General features: G+C 68.8%; 14 protein-coding genes. 4 read left to right on the top strand and 10 right to left on the bottom strand.

Annotated features, from left to right (window positions below; translation table 11 throughout):
* Positions 1-8: 8 nt before the first annotated feature.
* Genes NH2_RS05160 through NH2_RS05135 form a run of 6 tightly spaced genes read right to left on the bottom strand, consistent with a single transcriptional unit; the run spans position 9 to position 6,349 of the window.
* Positions 9-1,115, bottom strand: a complete 1,107-nt coding sequence (locus NH2_RS05160) for an MCE family protein (protein WP_067648850.1) — start codon at positions 1,113-1,115, stop codon at positions 9-11.
* Positions 1,112-2,110: an MCE family protein gene (locus NH2_RS05155; protein WP_439951734.1), complete on the bottom strand. Its 999-nt coding sequence runs from the start codon at positions 2,108-2,110 to the stop codon at positions 1,112-1,114. The genes NH2_RS05160 and NH2_RS05155 overlap by 4 nt, the downstream gene beginning before the upstream one ends.
* Positions 2,107-3,135, bottom strand: a complete 1,029-nt coding sequence (locus NH2_RS05150; protein ID WP_067648847.1) for an MCE family protein — start codon at positions 3,133-3,135, stop codon at positions 2,107-2,109. Before NH2_RS05150 ends, NH2_RS05155 begins: the two co-directional genes overlap by 4 nt.
* Positions 3,132-4,622 (bottom strand): MlaD family protein, encoded by a 1,491-nt coding sequence (locus NH2_RS05145; RefSeq protein ID WP_067648844.1) that lies wholly within the window; start codon positions 4,620-4,622, stop codon positions 3,132-3,134. The genes NH2_RS05150 and NH2_RS05145 overlap by 4 nt, the downstream gene beginning before the upstream one ends.
* A 4-nt stretch (positions 4,623-4,626) precedes the next feature.
* Complete coding sequence (locus NH2_RS05140) at positions 4,627-5,490, bottom strand: ABC transporter permease (RefSeq protein WP_067648841.1); 864 nt, start codon at positions 5,488-5,490, stop codon at positions 4,627-4,629.
* A 4-nt stretch (positions 5,491-5,494) separates the two neighbouring features.
* Entirely contained in the window at positions 5,495-6,349 is an 855-nt protein-coding gene (locus tag NH2_RS05135) for an MlaE family ABC transporter permease (protein WP_067648839.1), read from the bottom strand.
* 493 nt (positions 6,350-6,842) lie between these two features.
* On the opposite strand from NH2_RS05135, the gene NH2_RS05130 reads away from it, so the two are divergent.
* Positions 6,843-7,517, top strand: coding sequence for a S1 family peptidase (locus NH2_RS05130; protein WP_067648836.1), 675 nt, complete (start codon positions 6,843-6,845; stop codon positions 7,515-7,517).
* A 68-nt stretch (positions 7,518-7,585) separates the two neighbouring features.
* Here NH2_RS05130 and lppU read toward each other — a convergent pair whose 3' ends face one another.
* The gene (gene lppU / locus NH2_RS05125) at positions 7,586-8,203 is read right to left on the bottom strand and encodes an LppU family putative lipoprotein (protein ID WP_067648833.1); all 618 of its coding nucleotides are present in this window, start codon (positions 8,201-8,203) and stop codon (positions 7,586-7,588) included.
* A 178-nt stretch (positions 8,204-8,381) separates the two neighbouring features.
* Between lppU and NH2_RS05120 the strand changes: the two genes are divergently transcribed.
* Both NH2_RS05120 and NH2_RS05115 read left to right on the top strand, forming a co-directional pair.
* Positions 8,382-8,891, top strand: a complete 510-nt coding sequence (locus NH2_RS05120; RefSeq protein WP_067649371.1) for a DUF6764 family protein — start codon at positions 8,382-8,384, stop codon at positions 8,889-8,891.
* A gap of 342 nt (positions 8,892-9,233) precedes the next feature.
* Positions 9,234-10,118, top strand: a complete 885-nt coding sequence (locus NH2_RS05115) for a L,D-transpeptidase (protein WP_245650427.1) — start codon at positions 9,234-9,236, stop codon at positions 10,116-10,118.
* A 60-nt stretch (positions 10,119-10,178) separates the two neighbouring features.
* On the opposite strand, the gene NH2_RS05110 is transcribed toward NH2_RS05115, so the two are convergent.
* The 3 genes from NH2_RS05110 to NH2_RS05100 form a co-directional block, all read right to left on the bottom strand.
* Positions 10,179-12,200: a M13 family metallopeptidase gene (locus NH2_RS05110; protein WP_067648822.1), complete on the bottom strand. Its 2,022-nt coding sequence runs from the start codon at positions 12,198-12,200 to the stop codon at positions 10,179-10,181.
* 40 nt (positions 12,201-12,240) lie between these two features.
* Positions 12,241-12,714, bottom strand: coding sequence for a hypothetical protein (locus NH2_RS05105; RefSeq protein WP_067648819.1), 474 nt, complete (start codon positions 12,712-12,714; stop codon positions 12,241-12,243).
* Positions 12,715-12,840: 126 nt separating this feature from the next.
* Complete coding sequence (locus tag NH2_RS05100) at positions 12,841-13,614, bottom strand: pirin family protein (RefSeq protein WP_174552799.1); 774 nt, start codon at positions 13,612-13,614, stop codon at positions 12,841-12,843.
* A 244-nt stretch (positions 13,615-13,858) separates the two neighbouring features.
* Between NH2_RS05100 and NH2_RS05095 the strand changes: the two genes are divergently transcribed.
* A complete protein-coding gene (locus NH2_RS05095; RefSeq protein WP_067648816.1) occupies positions 13,859-14,329 on the top strand; it encodes an NUDIX domain-containing protein in 471 nt (156 codons plus the stop codon).
* Positions 14,330-14,340: the final 11 nt, after the last annotated feature.

The following is a 14,340-nucleotide window of genomic DNA, read 5'->3' as shown; positions in this document are numbered from 1 at the left end:
GCGGCGCGTCATTTCGTCAGTCCGAGCAGTGCGGCGGTGAGCCCGTAGTCCGGGCCGAAGTCCTGCATGTTCCCGGTGCGGCAGCCGTCCGCGCGCAGCTGGATGCGCTGGCAGAAGACGCTGATCACCTCGCCGGAGAGTGCGGTGCCGATCAGGCCGCGCAGCCGGATGAAGCCCTGTTCGCGGTTCATGGTCATGTCGATGTTCTGCAGCAGCATGGGCGCGACGTCGACCACCTCGATCAGCCCCGCCGCGTTGTCGCGCAACTGCTGCGTGACGTTGGTGAGCCCGACCAGGCTGCCCTCCAGCTGGTCCTGGTACTGGGTGAGGACGCCGCTGGTATTGGCCAGGAAGTCCTGCAGTTGCTGCAGCGTGGCCTGCAACCCGGGGGCCTGCTCGGCGAGCAGCCCGGTCATCTGGGTGACCTGGTTGCTGAAGTCGCGCACCGACTGGTCGTTCTGGGCCAGCATGGTGGTCAGCTCGTTGAGCTTGATGATGATGGTGGAGATGGCGTCCCGGTTGTCCACGCCCACCTTCAGCGCCCCGGAGAGCGCGTTCAGCGTGTCGCGCAGCTTCTCGCCTTGGCCGTCCAGCATGGGGTAGAGCACCCGGCCGGAGAGCGGGCCGAGCCCCTCCTGCCCCGGCTGCGGCTTGAGCGCGGCGGCGAACTGGTCGATGGTCTTGATCATCGTGTCCAGCTCGACCGGGGTCCTGGTGCGGGAGAGCGGCAGGTGGTCGCCGTCGGCCAGCTCGGTGCCGCCGGTGTACGGCGGGGTCAGCTCGATGTGCCGGTCGGTGACGATGGAGGGCGAGACAACCGCGGCGATCGCCTCGGCCGGGTACTTCTCGCTCGACTCCAGCGACATGTGCACCTCGACGAAGGTGCCGCGCGGGACGATCTTGTCCACCTTGCCCACATCGATGCCGAGCACCCGGATCGGATTGCCCTCGTACATGCCCGCGATGTTCTCGAAATCGGCGGTGATCTCGATGGTGCTGCCGATGGCGTTGTTCACCGAGCTGGGCAGCAGTGAGCAACTGGCCAGCGCCAGCGCGGTGACGCCGAGCATCGCGCCCCTGACCACTCGCCGGTCCACCCGGAACGGAATCCTCATCCCTCGCACCCCTCGATCGCCTGCGCGAAGCAGAGCCAGTTGTCCGGGAACAGCCAGGGCAACCCGACCTCCGCGTAGTTGCCGTTGCCCCACGCGTTGGTGAGGTAGCGGATCGACGGCGGCATGATGCTGAGCAGCCGGTCCAGGTTGTCCTTGTTCTTCTGCAGGCCGTCGGCCATCACGTTGAGCTGCTCGATGGTCGGGCCGAGCTGGTTGTCGTTCTGCGCGCCGATCTCCTGCAGCTGCCTGGTGAGCGTGGCGACATTGTCCAGCAGCTGGCGCAGCAGCCCCTGCCGCTCCATCACCCGGGCGGCGATGGCCTCGCCCTGGGTGATCACCAGCAGCACGCTGTTGCGGTTGTCCGCGAGCAGCTGGGTGACCCGGTCCATGTCCTTGAGCAGCTGGTCGACCTCGGCCTTGCGCGAGTCCATCACCTTGGCCAGCGCGCCGACGCTGTCCAGCGCCTGCACCACCAGCTGCGGCGAGTCGCCGAGCTGCTGGTTCACCAGGTTCAGTGATTCGGCGAGCTGCGCGGTGTCCAGCTCCTCGAACTTGGGCGTGCCGATCTGCACCACGTCGGCCAGGTTGTACGGGACCGCGGTGTTGGAGAGCGGGATCCGGTCGTCCGGCAGCCCGCTGCCGTCGCCGGGCTCGACGTCCACGTAGCGCGCGCCGAGCAGGGTGGCCATCTTGATCGCGGCCCGCGCATCCGGGCCGAACTCGACATCGCGGTTCACATTGGCGGTGATCACCACGTGGCCGCCGTCGAGCTCGGCGCCGGTCACGGTGCCGACCGCGACACCCGCGACGTTCACCCTGTCCCCGACCCTGATCCCCGCGGCCTGCGCGAACTCCATCTCGAGCGAGCGCTCGCCGACGCCGAGCATCCGGAACGAGCTGGAGATGATCAGCATGAGCACGATGACGAGGGCGCCGAGGACGCCGAGCCAGAAGTAGCGGTTGCTCTCGAAGCGGGAGCGGAGTTTCGCGATCACGGCCTGCACACCGCCGAATGCCCGTTGCCACCGATCTGCGAGAACAGCCCGCGCGGGAAGAGCACCCCGTACAGCGAGACGTCGAGGCCGCAGAGGTAGGCGTTGGCGTAGGTGCCCTCGGAGACGAAACCGCCCGCGTTGGCGAGCACCCCTGGCAGGTCGATCGCGGCTTGGTCGAGGGCAGGGCCGTTGGCGATCAGCAGGGTCAGCGCCGCGCTGGTGGAGTTCTGCGCCGCCGCCAGCTTGGGCTGGATATTGCCGACCATGCCGACCAGCGCGTCGGCGGCGTCGGCGATCTGCACGGTGGACTGCTGCAGGCTCTGGCCCTGGTCGTACAGCCCGCCGATCAGTGCCCTGGTCTGGGTCACCAGCGTCTCCAATTCGTCACCTCGCTTGGCCAGCCCCGACATCACGCCGGAGAGGTTGGTGATCACGTCGGTCAGGATGGCGTCGCGACGCTGGAAGTCGGTGGCCAGCGTGGCCGCCTGGGTGATGAAGGCGCTCAGCGAGACCCCGTCGCCCTGCAGCGCCTGGATGAAGGTTTCGGAGAGCCGGTTCACCTGCTCCGGCTGCAGCACCTGGAAGAGCGGCTGGAAGCCGTTGAGCAGCGCCGAGATGTCGAACGACGGCTCGGTCAGCTCCAGCGGGATGGTGCCGTTGTTCCGCAGCGGCTGCGAGTTCGGCGAATCGCCGGGGGCAAGCGCGATGTACCGCTGGCCGATCAGGTTCTGGTACCTGACCAGCGCCTTGGTGTCGTCGAAGATGGTCTGGTCGCGCTGCAGCACGAAGGTGACCCTGGCGTCGTTGTTGGTGTCCAGGTCGATCTTCTCGACCTTGCCCACCCGGACGCCCGCCATCCGCACATCGTCGCCCTTCTTCAGCCCGAGCACGTCGGAGAAGGTGGCGGTGAAGGTATTGGTCTCGCCCTCGACGACCCGGGCCAGCGTGTTCCAGACCAGCACGGTGACCAGGATCGAGACGATGGCGAAGAGGCTGAACCCGATGAGCGGCTTGCGGATGCTCATCGGCTGTCACCGCTGGTGGTCAACGTCATCCCCTTCGTGATCGAACCGAGCAGCAGGTACTCCGCCGCGGTGGGTTGCCTGCCGAGGTACCTGGTGATCGCGGCATCGCCGGTGTAGGCGATGGGCGCGGCCGGTGCGGCGGGCGGGTCCACGGGCGGGTCGGCGGGTGCGGCGGGTTCCGCGGGGGCCGCCGGAGCGGGGGCGGGCCCGCCGAGCTGTGGTGGCAGCATGGGGAAGAGGCCCTCCAGCGGGGTTCCGGCGAACGGTACCGGCGCGGTGCCCGCGGCAGGCGCGGGGGCGGCCGAGGTGGTGATGCCGGGCAGCACCGGCATTCCGGGCAGCTGCACCAGCGGGGGCAGCCCCGCGGCGGAATCCAGCCTGCGCGGCGAGACCGACTCCGGCATGGGCGGGATCTCGGCGACCGCGGGCGCGGTGAAGCAGCTCGGTCCGGCCAGGTCGCCGTAGCGCGGGCAGTCCGCGACGGTATTCGGCCGGTAGGGCGTGAAGGTGAGCCCCATGTTCCAGACCATCTGCTGCTGCGGACCCCACGTGAACACGGTGTTCAGCTTCTGCATCGAGCGGTTCAGGTTGACGATCGCCTGGGTGATCGAGGCCGGGTCGGAGGCGAGCGAGCCGAACATGCTGCTCGTCCCCGCGGTGACCTGCTTGCCGACATCCGGGTTCTGCGCGAACAGATTGTTGACGGTGTCGAAGGTGCCGCCCGCGCCGGTGATCAGCGCGACCAGCTGCGACCTGCGGTCGGAGATGGTGGTCGCGGTCTGCACCGAGCTGCCGAGCACGTTCACCAGCTCCGGCGCCGACTCGTTCAGCGCCTGGAAGGAGCTGGAGAAATCGCTCAGCATGACGCCGAGGTTCGGGATGGACTGGTCGACGGCGGTCAGCCAGCGGTCCACCCGCTCGATGGTGGAGCCCGGCATCCGGCCGCTGCCGTCCAGCGCCTGCGAGAGCGTGCCGAGCACCCGGCCGAACTGCATCGGGTCGATCTCGTTCAGGATATTGCGGACGGTGGTCAGGGTGTCCTGCAGCGCGATGGTGCCCTTGCTGCGGTCCTCCTCGATCTGGTCGCCCTCGGTCAGGTACTCGTCGGAGGGGCCGTTGAAGACCAGCTCCACCGAGGTGACGGCGAAGAGGTTGGAGGGGACGACGCGCGCGGTGACGTTCGCCGGGATGCCGCCGGCGAAGTCCGGGTTCAGCTCGATCTGCACCTTCTGCAGCTCGCCGCGGGCCGCGACCTCGACATCGGCGACGGTGCCGACCAGCACACCGCGGAACTTCACGTCGGCCTCGGCGGGCAGCCCGTCACCGGTGGTGGTCAGGTTGGCCACCACGTTCACCTTGGCGACGAAGTAGCCCTGGTAGCGCGCCATGAGAAAGACCAGGAGCACCGCGAAGACGGCGAGCCCACAGACGCCCGCGATCAGCATCTGCCGGACGGTGGGCCCACGCCCGCTGGGATCGATGATCATCGCCCTACCCCGAGATCCGGATGCCGGGGTTGACGCCCCAGATGGCCAAGGTCATGAACAGATCGGCGAACACGACCACGATGATGCACATCTTGATCGCGCGGCCCGCCGCCACGCCGACGCCCTCGGGGCCGCCGGAGGCGAAGAAGCCGTAGTAGCACTGGATGAAGGTGGTGATCGCGACGAAGATGATCGCCTTGAGCAGCGAATACAGCACATCCGTCGGGATCAGGAATTGGTAGAAGTAGTGCTGGTAGGTGCCGCTCGCGGTGCCGCCGATCAGCTGCACGGTGAAGGCGCAGGAGACGTAGGCCATGGCGAGGCCGAGGCAGTAGAGCGGGACGATGGCCAGGATGGCCGCGAAGATCCTGGTGCTCACCAGGTAGGGCAGCGGCCGGATGGCCACCGACTCCAGCGCGTCGATCTCCTCGGAGATCCGCATGGCGCCGAGCTGCGCGGTGAACCGGCAGCCCGCCTGCGCGGCGAAGGCCAGCGCGGCGAGCAGCGGACCGAGCTCGCGGGTGGTGGCGAAAGCCGAGATGGCGCCGGTGATCGGGCTCAGCCCGAGCAGGTTCAGCGAGGTGTGGCCCTGGATGCCGACGGTCATGCCGCCGAAGGCGCTCAGGATCAGCACGACGCCGATGGTGCCGCCGCCGACCACCAGGTTGCCGTTGCCCCAGGTGACGTCGGAGAGCAGCCGCCAGACCTCCTTGGGGTATTGGCGCAGCGCGAGCGGGATCGAGCCGAGCGCGCGCAGGAAGAAGAACACCTGGTGGCCGAGGCGGGCGAGCAGGTCGACCGGGGCCTTGGCGGTGCGCTTCAGTTGGTTCAGCGGCCGCAGCAGCGGCGGCACATAGGTCGACGACACCGGCTCAGACCACCTGTGGGGGGAAGATTGCGTTGTAGATCTGCGTGATGATCAGGTTGACGCCGAAGAGCATGATCGCCGAGCTGACCACCGCGGAGTTCACGGAGTTGGCGACGCCGCCGGGGCCGCCGCGGGTGTTGAGCCCGGTGTCGCAGGCGATGATCGCCGCGAGCAGGCCGAAGATCGTCGACTTGACCAGGGCGACGAGCAGGTCGCGGGTGACCGCGAACGAGGAGAAGGTGCCGACGTAGCTGCCCGGCGTGCCGTCCTGCGCGAAGATATTGAAGATGTAGCCGGTCAGGAAGCCGACGAAGACCACGAAGCCGCAGAGCAGCAGGCTGACCAGCATGGCCGCGCCGAGCCGGGGGGCGACCAGGCGGCGCAACGGGTCGACGCCCATCACCTTCATGGCGTCGATCTCCTCGCGGATGGTGCGCGAGCCGAGGTCGGCGCAGATGGCCGAGCCGACCGCGCCCGCGATCATGATCGAGGTGACCAGCGGGGCGCCCTGCTGGATGATGCCGAGGCCGTTGGCCGCGCCGATGAACGACGTGGCGCCGACCTGCCCGGCCACCGCACCGACCTGAATCGAGACGATCACGCCGATCGGAATGGCGACCAGCAGTGTGGGTGCGGCGGCGACGTTCGCCATGAAGGCGCATTGCCGCACGAATTCCCCGAACGGGAATCTCCGGCGAAATATGGCGACGAACAACTCGGACACCGCGGCAATCCCCATGAGGATCTGTCTGCCGAAGGTCTCCAGGGATCGCTTGGGGTGATCATCCCAGTACCCCTTCGTCCAATCGACCGCGCCACTCAGCCGCGACCCCGTGGGCGGACTCTCGGTCGACTGCACTGTCTCACCCCTTCTCGACGCCGGTTACCTGCCCCGACGACTTGCGTCGCTCGGAGCACCTTACTACGGGGTAGTCCCGAACACAGCACACCCCTGTGATTGGCGTCATAGATACCGGTCACTGCACGGAACCGGCTATGAATCGTGACAACACCCCGGACATTTTCCGACTTCCGGTATCCAACCAATAAGAACATCTTTGTGGAAGACCCCCGTGAGCGGGGGTTCCCGAGTGCACGGGTGTTATTTTTCGAATCGCTTTCATCGAAATTCGAATCAGGCAGGACACAGCCCGAGGTCGCACTTCGCTCACGAGCGGGACCGGCGGGTTCCACACTGTAATACGTCAGTGCTATCACCGGATGGAAGAAACACGGCGTGGCGTCTGTCGAAATCACAGATCGCCTCGCGGATGCCCCACCCGGCCGCGATTACTGACACGATGTGCGGGAGCGATTGATATCGAGCGGGCTTTCGGCAGATCTGGAGGGACATGTTCAGCACACTCGCCACGGTGGTACGCGCCGCCTGCACCGTCGCGCTGGGAGCGGCGCTGCTCGGCCCCGTCGCGGGCGCCGCGCAGGCGCAGCCCGGCGCGCCGGTGCTCGGCGGCGGCTCCGGCATCGTCATCGACGACGCCTTCGAGTGCACCCTCACCACCGTTGGCTTCGACGGCGCGGGCAGGCTGGTGGGGATCACCGCCGGCCACTGCGGCGATCCCGGCGCACAGGTGTACGCCGAAGCGGACCGCGGTGCCGGGGCGGTCGGCCGCTTCGTGCACTCCGACCCGCGCCTCGACTACGCCGTCATCCTGTTCGAGCCGGGCCGCGTCACCCCGGTGAACCGGGTCGGCAATGTCACCATCGCGGGCATCGGCGGCCCCGCCGCGTTCCCGATGATCGTGTGCAAGGAGGGGCGCACCACCGGCAATACCTGCGGCATCTCCTGGGGCGATGTCTTCGCCACCAATATCGAGACCTGGTCGCAGATGTGCGTGGTCGAGGGCGATTCCGGCGCGCCGGTGGTGGTCGGCAACCAGCTGGTCGGCATGGTCAACGCCTACCTGGCCTTCGCCTGCTACGGCCCCGAGGTCGGCACCAATATGACGACGATCATGGACGACCTGAACGGCCGCAACAGCATCGGCTCCGGGTTCCGCCCCATCTGATCCGGCAGACAGAAAAGGAGCGGGTGGGCCGAACCGGCCCACCCGCTCCTTTTTCGTCGCGCGTACCGCTACAGATCCTGCACGCAGACCACGAAGCGGCGGTCCGAGTACTTGAAGCCGGAGCCGCTGCTGCAGGCGCTCACGTCGTCGGTGCCCTGCACGATATTGGTGACCCGGATGCCCTCGATGGCGGATTCGGTGCAGTCGATCCGCTTGGGGTCGTCGCCGCCGACGTCCATGCAGCCGCCGACCACCCAGTCGATGTCCAGGCAGAGCGCGCCGGTCTGCACGTTGTTGATGGTCTCGGCGTAGTAGTTGTCCCGGTCGCTGATGCACTCACCGCTGGTCGGCGCCTTGCCGATGACCTTGTAGTTGGAGGCTCGGCTGCCGCAGGACGCCTTGGCGATGGTGGCGTCGTCGATGGTGCCGCCGAGCGTCACGCAGTCGCCGATCGCGGCCTCGAAATCGACGTCGCCGCCGTTGTTGGCATTCGACGGGGTCGGCTTGCCGCTGGAGGGCTTGCCGGACGGCTTCGGGGTGCTCGTGGTGGAGACGGCGTCGACGGTGCCGTTGCCGATCTCGGGCTGCGCCGTACCGGTGACGGTGGAGCTACACGCGATGAGGGTCAGCGCGGCGACCGCGCCGAAGGTGGCCGTGAGCACACGGCGAACGACGAGACGAGACACGAAACAGTCCTCCCGAGCCTGTAACGCTCCGAACTCGTACCCCCGTATGAATCCGAAGTGGCATAGCGATGCTGGAAATATCAAGCAATGAATACACCATCCCGAGGTATCGCGTCGAGTGGACGCAGACGGATCGGGGCTGCGTATGGTGGACACCGGGGGCGAAAGGGGACTCGACATGAAGCTGATCAGCGCCATCGTCTGCTCGGCCGCCGCGGTCGGCACCTCGCTTCTACTGCCAGGCCCCGCCTCCGCCGCGCAGGTGAGCTGCGCCTCGGCGAATGGCGTCGACGTCACGCTGATCGAGGGGCAAGCCGGCTGCCGGACCATTTCCGATGCCTCCGGGCGGGCGCACGCCGCCGGGCTGGACGGCGTCGGCTACGCCAGCGCGGCGACCGGCGCCAGGGCGTTCGGCATCGGCGCCGCGGGCGGCGTCGGGGTGAGCGAGGGCAGCGCGGGCATCCCGATCGCGCTCGGCTACGGCAGCGACGCCGTCGCGCGCACCACCATCACCCCCGAGGTACCGGCCCGCTCGCTCGCGGTCACCGTCGCGCTGGACGGCTCGCGCGCGCAGGTGCGCACCGAGACGGGCGAGGTCGTCTGCCTCGGCACCGCCGCGCTCGCCTGGGACGCGGCCACCGGCCGCGGCTGTGTGGCCACGCCGTTCGGACAGACCGTCTTCGAGTGATTTAGCTCACCGAAAAGTTTGGGTAGCGGGCGATTCCAGATGGCGGGCCACCGCCCGCCGCCGCCCGTGCGACCGCTATGAGCGGCACCTTTCTCGCGCCCGCCGCCGCGCCGCCGCACGCGGTGATCCGGCTCACCGTTCGGATACGGCGCTATGACCCGTCCCCTGAACTGGCCCCGACCCGGGGTGGCCCGGTAGGAATGACGCCAGGGTCGGGTCGTCATCAAGTGCGGGGTCGTGTCGTAGGGCTCCGCGTCACCGAGGAATCTCATCCGCCGGCAGGCGTTACGCGCACGCGCGCCGCGCCGGTGGGCGTGCAGAGATGGAATGGACGAGAAACCTATGCATGTCGCTCTGAGCAGCGGGACCGTGAGCCGGGTCCGGCGGGGCATCCTGCTGTCGGCGGCGATCGCGGCGGCCTCTGCCCTGATCGTCGCGCCCGCACAGGCCCAGCCGCTGCTTCCCGGGATCGACACCGGCTCGGCGAACAACGGCCAGGTGCTCCCGCCCGCGGAGCCGCAGGCGAACTTCGCGCCGCCGTCGATCAATATCGCGGACGGCGAGACGGTCGGCGTGGCGCAGCCGATCATCATCACGTTCAAGGAGCCGATCGCCGATCGCGGCGCGGCCGAGCGGGCCATCAAGGTCACCGCGTCCACCGAGACGCCCGGCCACTTCTACTGGCGCTCGGACCAGCAGGTGCGCTGGCGGCCGAACGACTACTGGCCGGCCAATACCGACGTCACGGTGAAGGCGGGCGACACCACCAGCGCCTTCCGCATCGGCGACGCCGTGATCGCGACCGCGGACGACAACACGCACACCCTCACCGTCACCCGCAACGGCGAGGTGATCCGGGAGATGCCGACCTCCATGGGCAAGCCCAAGCACGAGACGCCGAACGGCATCTACTACGTGGGCGAGAAGCAGCAGAAGATGACCATGGACTCCTCCACCTACGGCGTGCCGATCACCGACCCCGAGGGCTACAAGCTCGAGGTCGAGTACGCGACCCGGATCTCCAACAGCGGCATCTTCGTGCACGCCGCGCCGTGGTCGGTGGGGCAGCAGGGCCGGGCCAATGTGAGCCACGGCTGCCTGAACCTCAGCACCGAGGATGCTCGGTGGTTCTTCGAGAACGCCACCAAGGGCGATCCCGTGGTCGTGGAGAACACCGACGGCGGCACCCTCTCCAGCACCGACGGCCTCGGCGATTGGAACCCCTGAGCCGTCCTTCCCCTTGCGGGCGAGCGCCCCCGGTCTCCGCGACCGGGGGCGTTCGTCGTTTCACCAGATCTGCACGCGCTCCGCGGGCTCCAGGTAGAGCCCGTCGCCCGGCCGCACCTCGAATGCCTCGTGGAAGCTGTCGATATTGCGGACCACGGCATTGCAGCGGAACTCCGGCGGGGAGTGCGGATCCACCGCGAGCCTGCGGATCGCCTCCTCCGGCCGCGCCTTGGTGCGCCACACCTGCGCCCAGCCGTAGAAGACTCGCTGCAGCCCGGTGAGGCCGTCGAGCACCGGCGGCTCGGCGCCGTCCAGCGAGATCCGGTAAGCCGCCAGCGCGATCGAGAGCCCCCCGAGGTCGCCGATGTTCTCGCCGATGGTGAACTCGCCGTTCACCGTGTGCTCGTCCGGCAGGGCCCGCGGGGAGAGCACGTCGTACTGGGCGATCAGCGCCTTCGTGCGGGTGCCGAACTCGGCGCGGTCGGCATCGCTCCACCAATCGACCAGATTGCCGTCGCCGTCGTACTCGGCGCCCTGGTCGTCGAAGCCGTGCCCGATCTCGTGGCCGATCACCGCGCCGATGCCGCCGTAGTTGGCGGCGTCGTCGGCGTGCATGTCGAAGAAGGGCGGCTGCAGGATGGCGGCCGGGAAGACGATCTCGTTCATGCCGGGGTTGTAGTAGGCGTTCACCGTCTGCGGGGTCATGAACCACTCACCGCGATCCACCGGGCCGCCCAGCTTGCCGAGATCGCGGTCGAACTCGGCGGCGTAGCCGCGGCGGTAGTTGCCGACCGGGTCGGCCGGGTCGATCACGATGGCCGAGTAGTCCCGCCAGCTGTCCGGGTAGCCGATCTTGGGGGTGAACTTCTCCAGCTTGGCCAGCGCCGCGGTCCTGGTCTCCGGGCTCATCCAGGGCAGCTCGGCGATATTGCGCCGGTACGCCTCCTGCAGGTTGCCGACCAGCACCAGCATCCGGTCCTTCGCCTCCGGCGGGAAGTGCCTGGCCACGTAGAGCTTGCCGACCGCCTCGCCGAGCAACTCCTGCACCAGCGCGACGCCGCGCTTCCAGCGCTCCCGGTTCTCGGTGGCGCCGGTCAGGGTGCGGCCGTAGAAGGCGAAGTTCTCGGCGACCAGCTCGTCGGTGAGGTAGGCGGCGCGGGCCCGCAGCACCTGCCAGGCGGCCCACGCCTGCCAGTCCGCGAGCGGGCGCTCGGCCCAGGCGGCGGCGAAGACGCCGAGGTAATCGGGCTGGCGCACCACCAGCTCGGCGAAGATCTCGGAGCCGGGGCGGTCCAGCCCGGCGGCGAGTTCGCCGATCCAGGCGGCCCAGTCGAAGCCGGGGTGCTCGGCGGTGAGCGCGGCCAGGGTGGTGGGGTTGTAGCTCGCCTTGGCGTCGCGGCGGCGCACCACGTCCCAGTGGCCGGCGGCGAGGGTGCGCTCCAGCTCCAGGATGCGGGCGCCGATGCCCTCCAGGTCGGCGGGGAGCAGCGGGCGCACCCGCTCGTCGGCGGCGGCGACCGCGAAGATCCGGCCGATGTGCGCGACGTACTCCTCGCGAATGCCCGCGTACTCCTCGGCGCGGTAGTACGACTCGTCGGGGAGGCCGATCCCGGACTGGGTCAGGTACACCAGGTAGCGGGAGGAATCCTTGTCGTCGGTGTCGACGTAGACGCCGACCGCGCCGCGCACCCCGGTGCGCTGCAGCCGGCCGAGGAGGGCGGCGAAGGCGGAGCGATCGGTGACCGCGGCCACCGCGGCGAGCTCGTCGGCGATGGGCTGGGCGCCTGCCGCGGCGATCGCGGCCTCGTCCATGAAGCTGCGGTAGAGGTCGCCGATCCGGCGGGCGTCGCTGCCGACGGGCGCGGCGGAATCCGCGGCCTCCAGGATGATCGCCTTGACGTCCCGCTCGGCCTGGTCGTACAGGGTGCGGAAGGCGCCGTCGACGGCGCGGTCCGCCGGGATCTCGTAGTCGGCCAGCCACTTGCCGTTGACGTGCGTGAACAGGTCGTCCTGCGCTCGCACGCCCTCGTCGAGGTAGCTGAGATCGATACCGGAAGGACGGGTGAGTTCATCGGAGGTCACGAATCCAGTATGCCGACGCACCCGCCCTTCCGTGGCCGGGTCAGTTGGTGGGGCCGGGGGTGAGGGTGATGCTGAACCGGTCCTGGACGTTCTGGTTGAACTCGTCCTCGCACCGCTGGATCTCGGCCTGGTCGTTGCCCGCGTTGCTGACGCAGTCGACGAAGTCGGTGAAGCCGGCGTCCTCGAAGATGTTCCAGAAGAACAGCCCGATCACCACGCTGATCACGATGCCGGCCAGGCCGAGCAGCGCGCCCGCGACGGCCATGCCGCCGCCACCCGCGGTGCCCGCCCGCGCCTTGATCCCGGCGATCAGCCCGAAGATGATGGCGAAGACGCCGAACAGGATGCCGCCGACCAGGGTCCAGCAGCTGAGCAGCGCGATGATGCCGAGGACGAGGGCGGTGATCGCGAGGCCCTTGCCCTTGGGCGACTCCTGCCAGTAGCCGGGCTGTCCGGGCGGCGGGGGGTACTGCCCGGACGGCGGGTACTGGCCCGGGGGCGGGTAGTGCGACATGGCTGTCCTCTCGGTTCGGGTGCCGTGCGCCGGACCGGTGCGGTGCGGCATGCGCTCGCCGAATGGATCGCACCGGTAGGGATGGGATGTTAATGATCCCAGGGCAGGATGTCCGGTCGGCGAGGTTCAGCCCGCGCCGAGCCGCGCGTGCATCTCCCAGATCAGCACCTCGGACGGGCGCAGCGCGGTGATCCGCTGGCCGCCGGTGCGGGTGGCGCGCACCGCGTCGCCCTCGTCCAGCGGGCCCGCGCCCTCCATCGTGACCTCGCCGCGCGCCACGAAGACGTGCAGGTAGAGCGCGTTCGGCAGCTGCACCGTCTGCTCCGGCGCCAGCCGGGCCACGTGCAGCGCGGCGTGCGAGCTGTTCAGCGTGATGGCGGCGTGCTCGCGGTGCCGCGGCATGCCGGAGGCCACCGTGATCAGCCCGCCGCGCGCGAGCTCGTCGTCGATCTCGCGCTGCTGGTAGCCGGGGGTCAGCCCGGGCTCGTCCGGCACCACCCACATCTGCACGAAGTGCACCGGCTCGTCGTGCGCGGAGAAGTGCGGGTCGGCGCGCCAGGAATCGTTCTTCTCCGAGTGCAGGATGCCGGTGCCCGCGCTCATGCGCTGGGCCAGCCCCGGGTAGACGACGCCGCTGTGGCCGAGCGAGTCCTGGTGCACCAGGCTGCCCTCCAGCACCCAGGTGACGATCTCCATGTCCCGGTGCGGGTGCGTCTCGAAACCCTGGCCGGGCGCGACCACATCGTCATTGTTCACCAGCAGCAGCCCGTGGTGCGTGTTCTCCGGGTCGTAGTGCGGGCCGAAGGAGAAGGAATGCTTGGAATCCAGCCAGGCGATTCGGGTCTTCATTCGATCGCTGGCCCGATGGATGTCGATGTGCGGTGTGGTGAGCGTGGACACCCGCCCTCCTCTCGGTCTTTCTTCAGGCTAGGAGCACCCCTGGTCGCGGTTCCCCGAATTCCTCGTGAAAAGTCCGGCGCCTCGGACTTTACGCGGACGACCGCCACATGAACGGACCGTGACGAAGCGGGCGCGATTCGCTCGCTGCCATCGGTATACGGCAAAGTGGACGAACCGGTGCGGGGGAACGGCTGGGCGGAGGGCGGGATGCCGAGCGGCACAACGTGAGCGGAGGTGGCGGGTGATGCGACCCGAAGGGCTCGAACGGCTGGAGCGCGAACTCCGGAGTGTCGCCGCGCGTGACGGAATTTCGGATTTCGTGGTCGGCGTGGCGGTGTTCCGCGAACGCAAACTGCTGGTGGTCCGCCGGGTGCCCGGTGACTATCGGGGCGGTTTGTACGAGTTGCCGGGTGGCGGGGTGGAATCCGGCGAGACATTCGCGGAATCGGTAGCCAGGGAACTGCTGGAGGAATCCGGGCTGCGGCTGCGCCGGATCACCGAATACCTCGGCGCCACCGACTACGCGACCCGGCGCCGGGCCCGCGTGCGGAAATTCGGATTCCTGGTGGAAACCGAGCCGGGGGAGGTCTCGCTGGCACCGGGCGAACACGACGACCACGCCTGGATCGACGCGGAATCGCTCTCCGGGCTGCCGATGGCGGCGGACGTGCGGGAGGCGGTGCGGGCCCTCGTCGAGCAGCCGAGGGCCTCGTGACCGGTAGCCTC

It is taken from the genome of Nocardia harenae NBRC 108248, from assembly GCF_001612885.1.
Lineage (GTDB): Bacteria > Actinomycetota > Actinomycetes > Mycobacteriales > Mycobacteriaceae > Nocardia > Nocardia harenae.
Note: the sequence above shows the minus strand (reverse complement) of the source record. Positions and strands in the feature narration are given on the sequence as shown.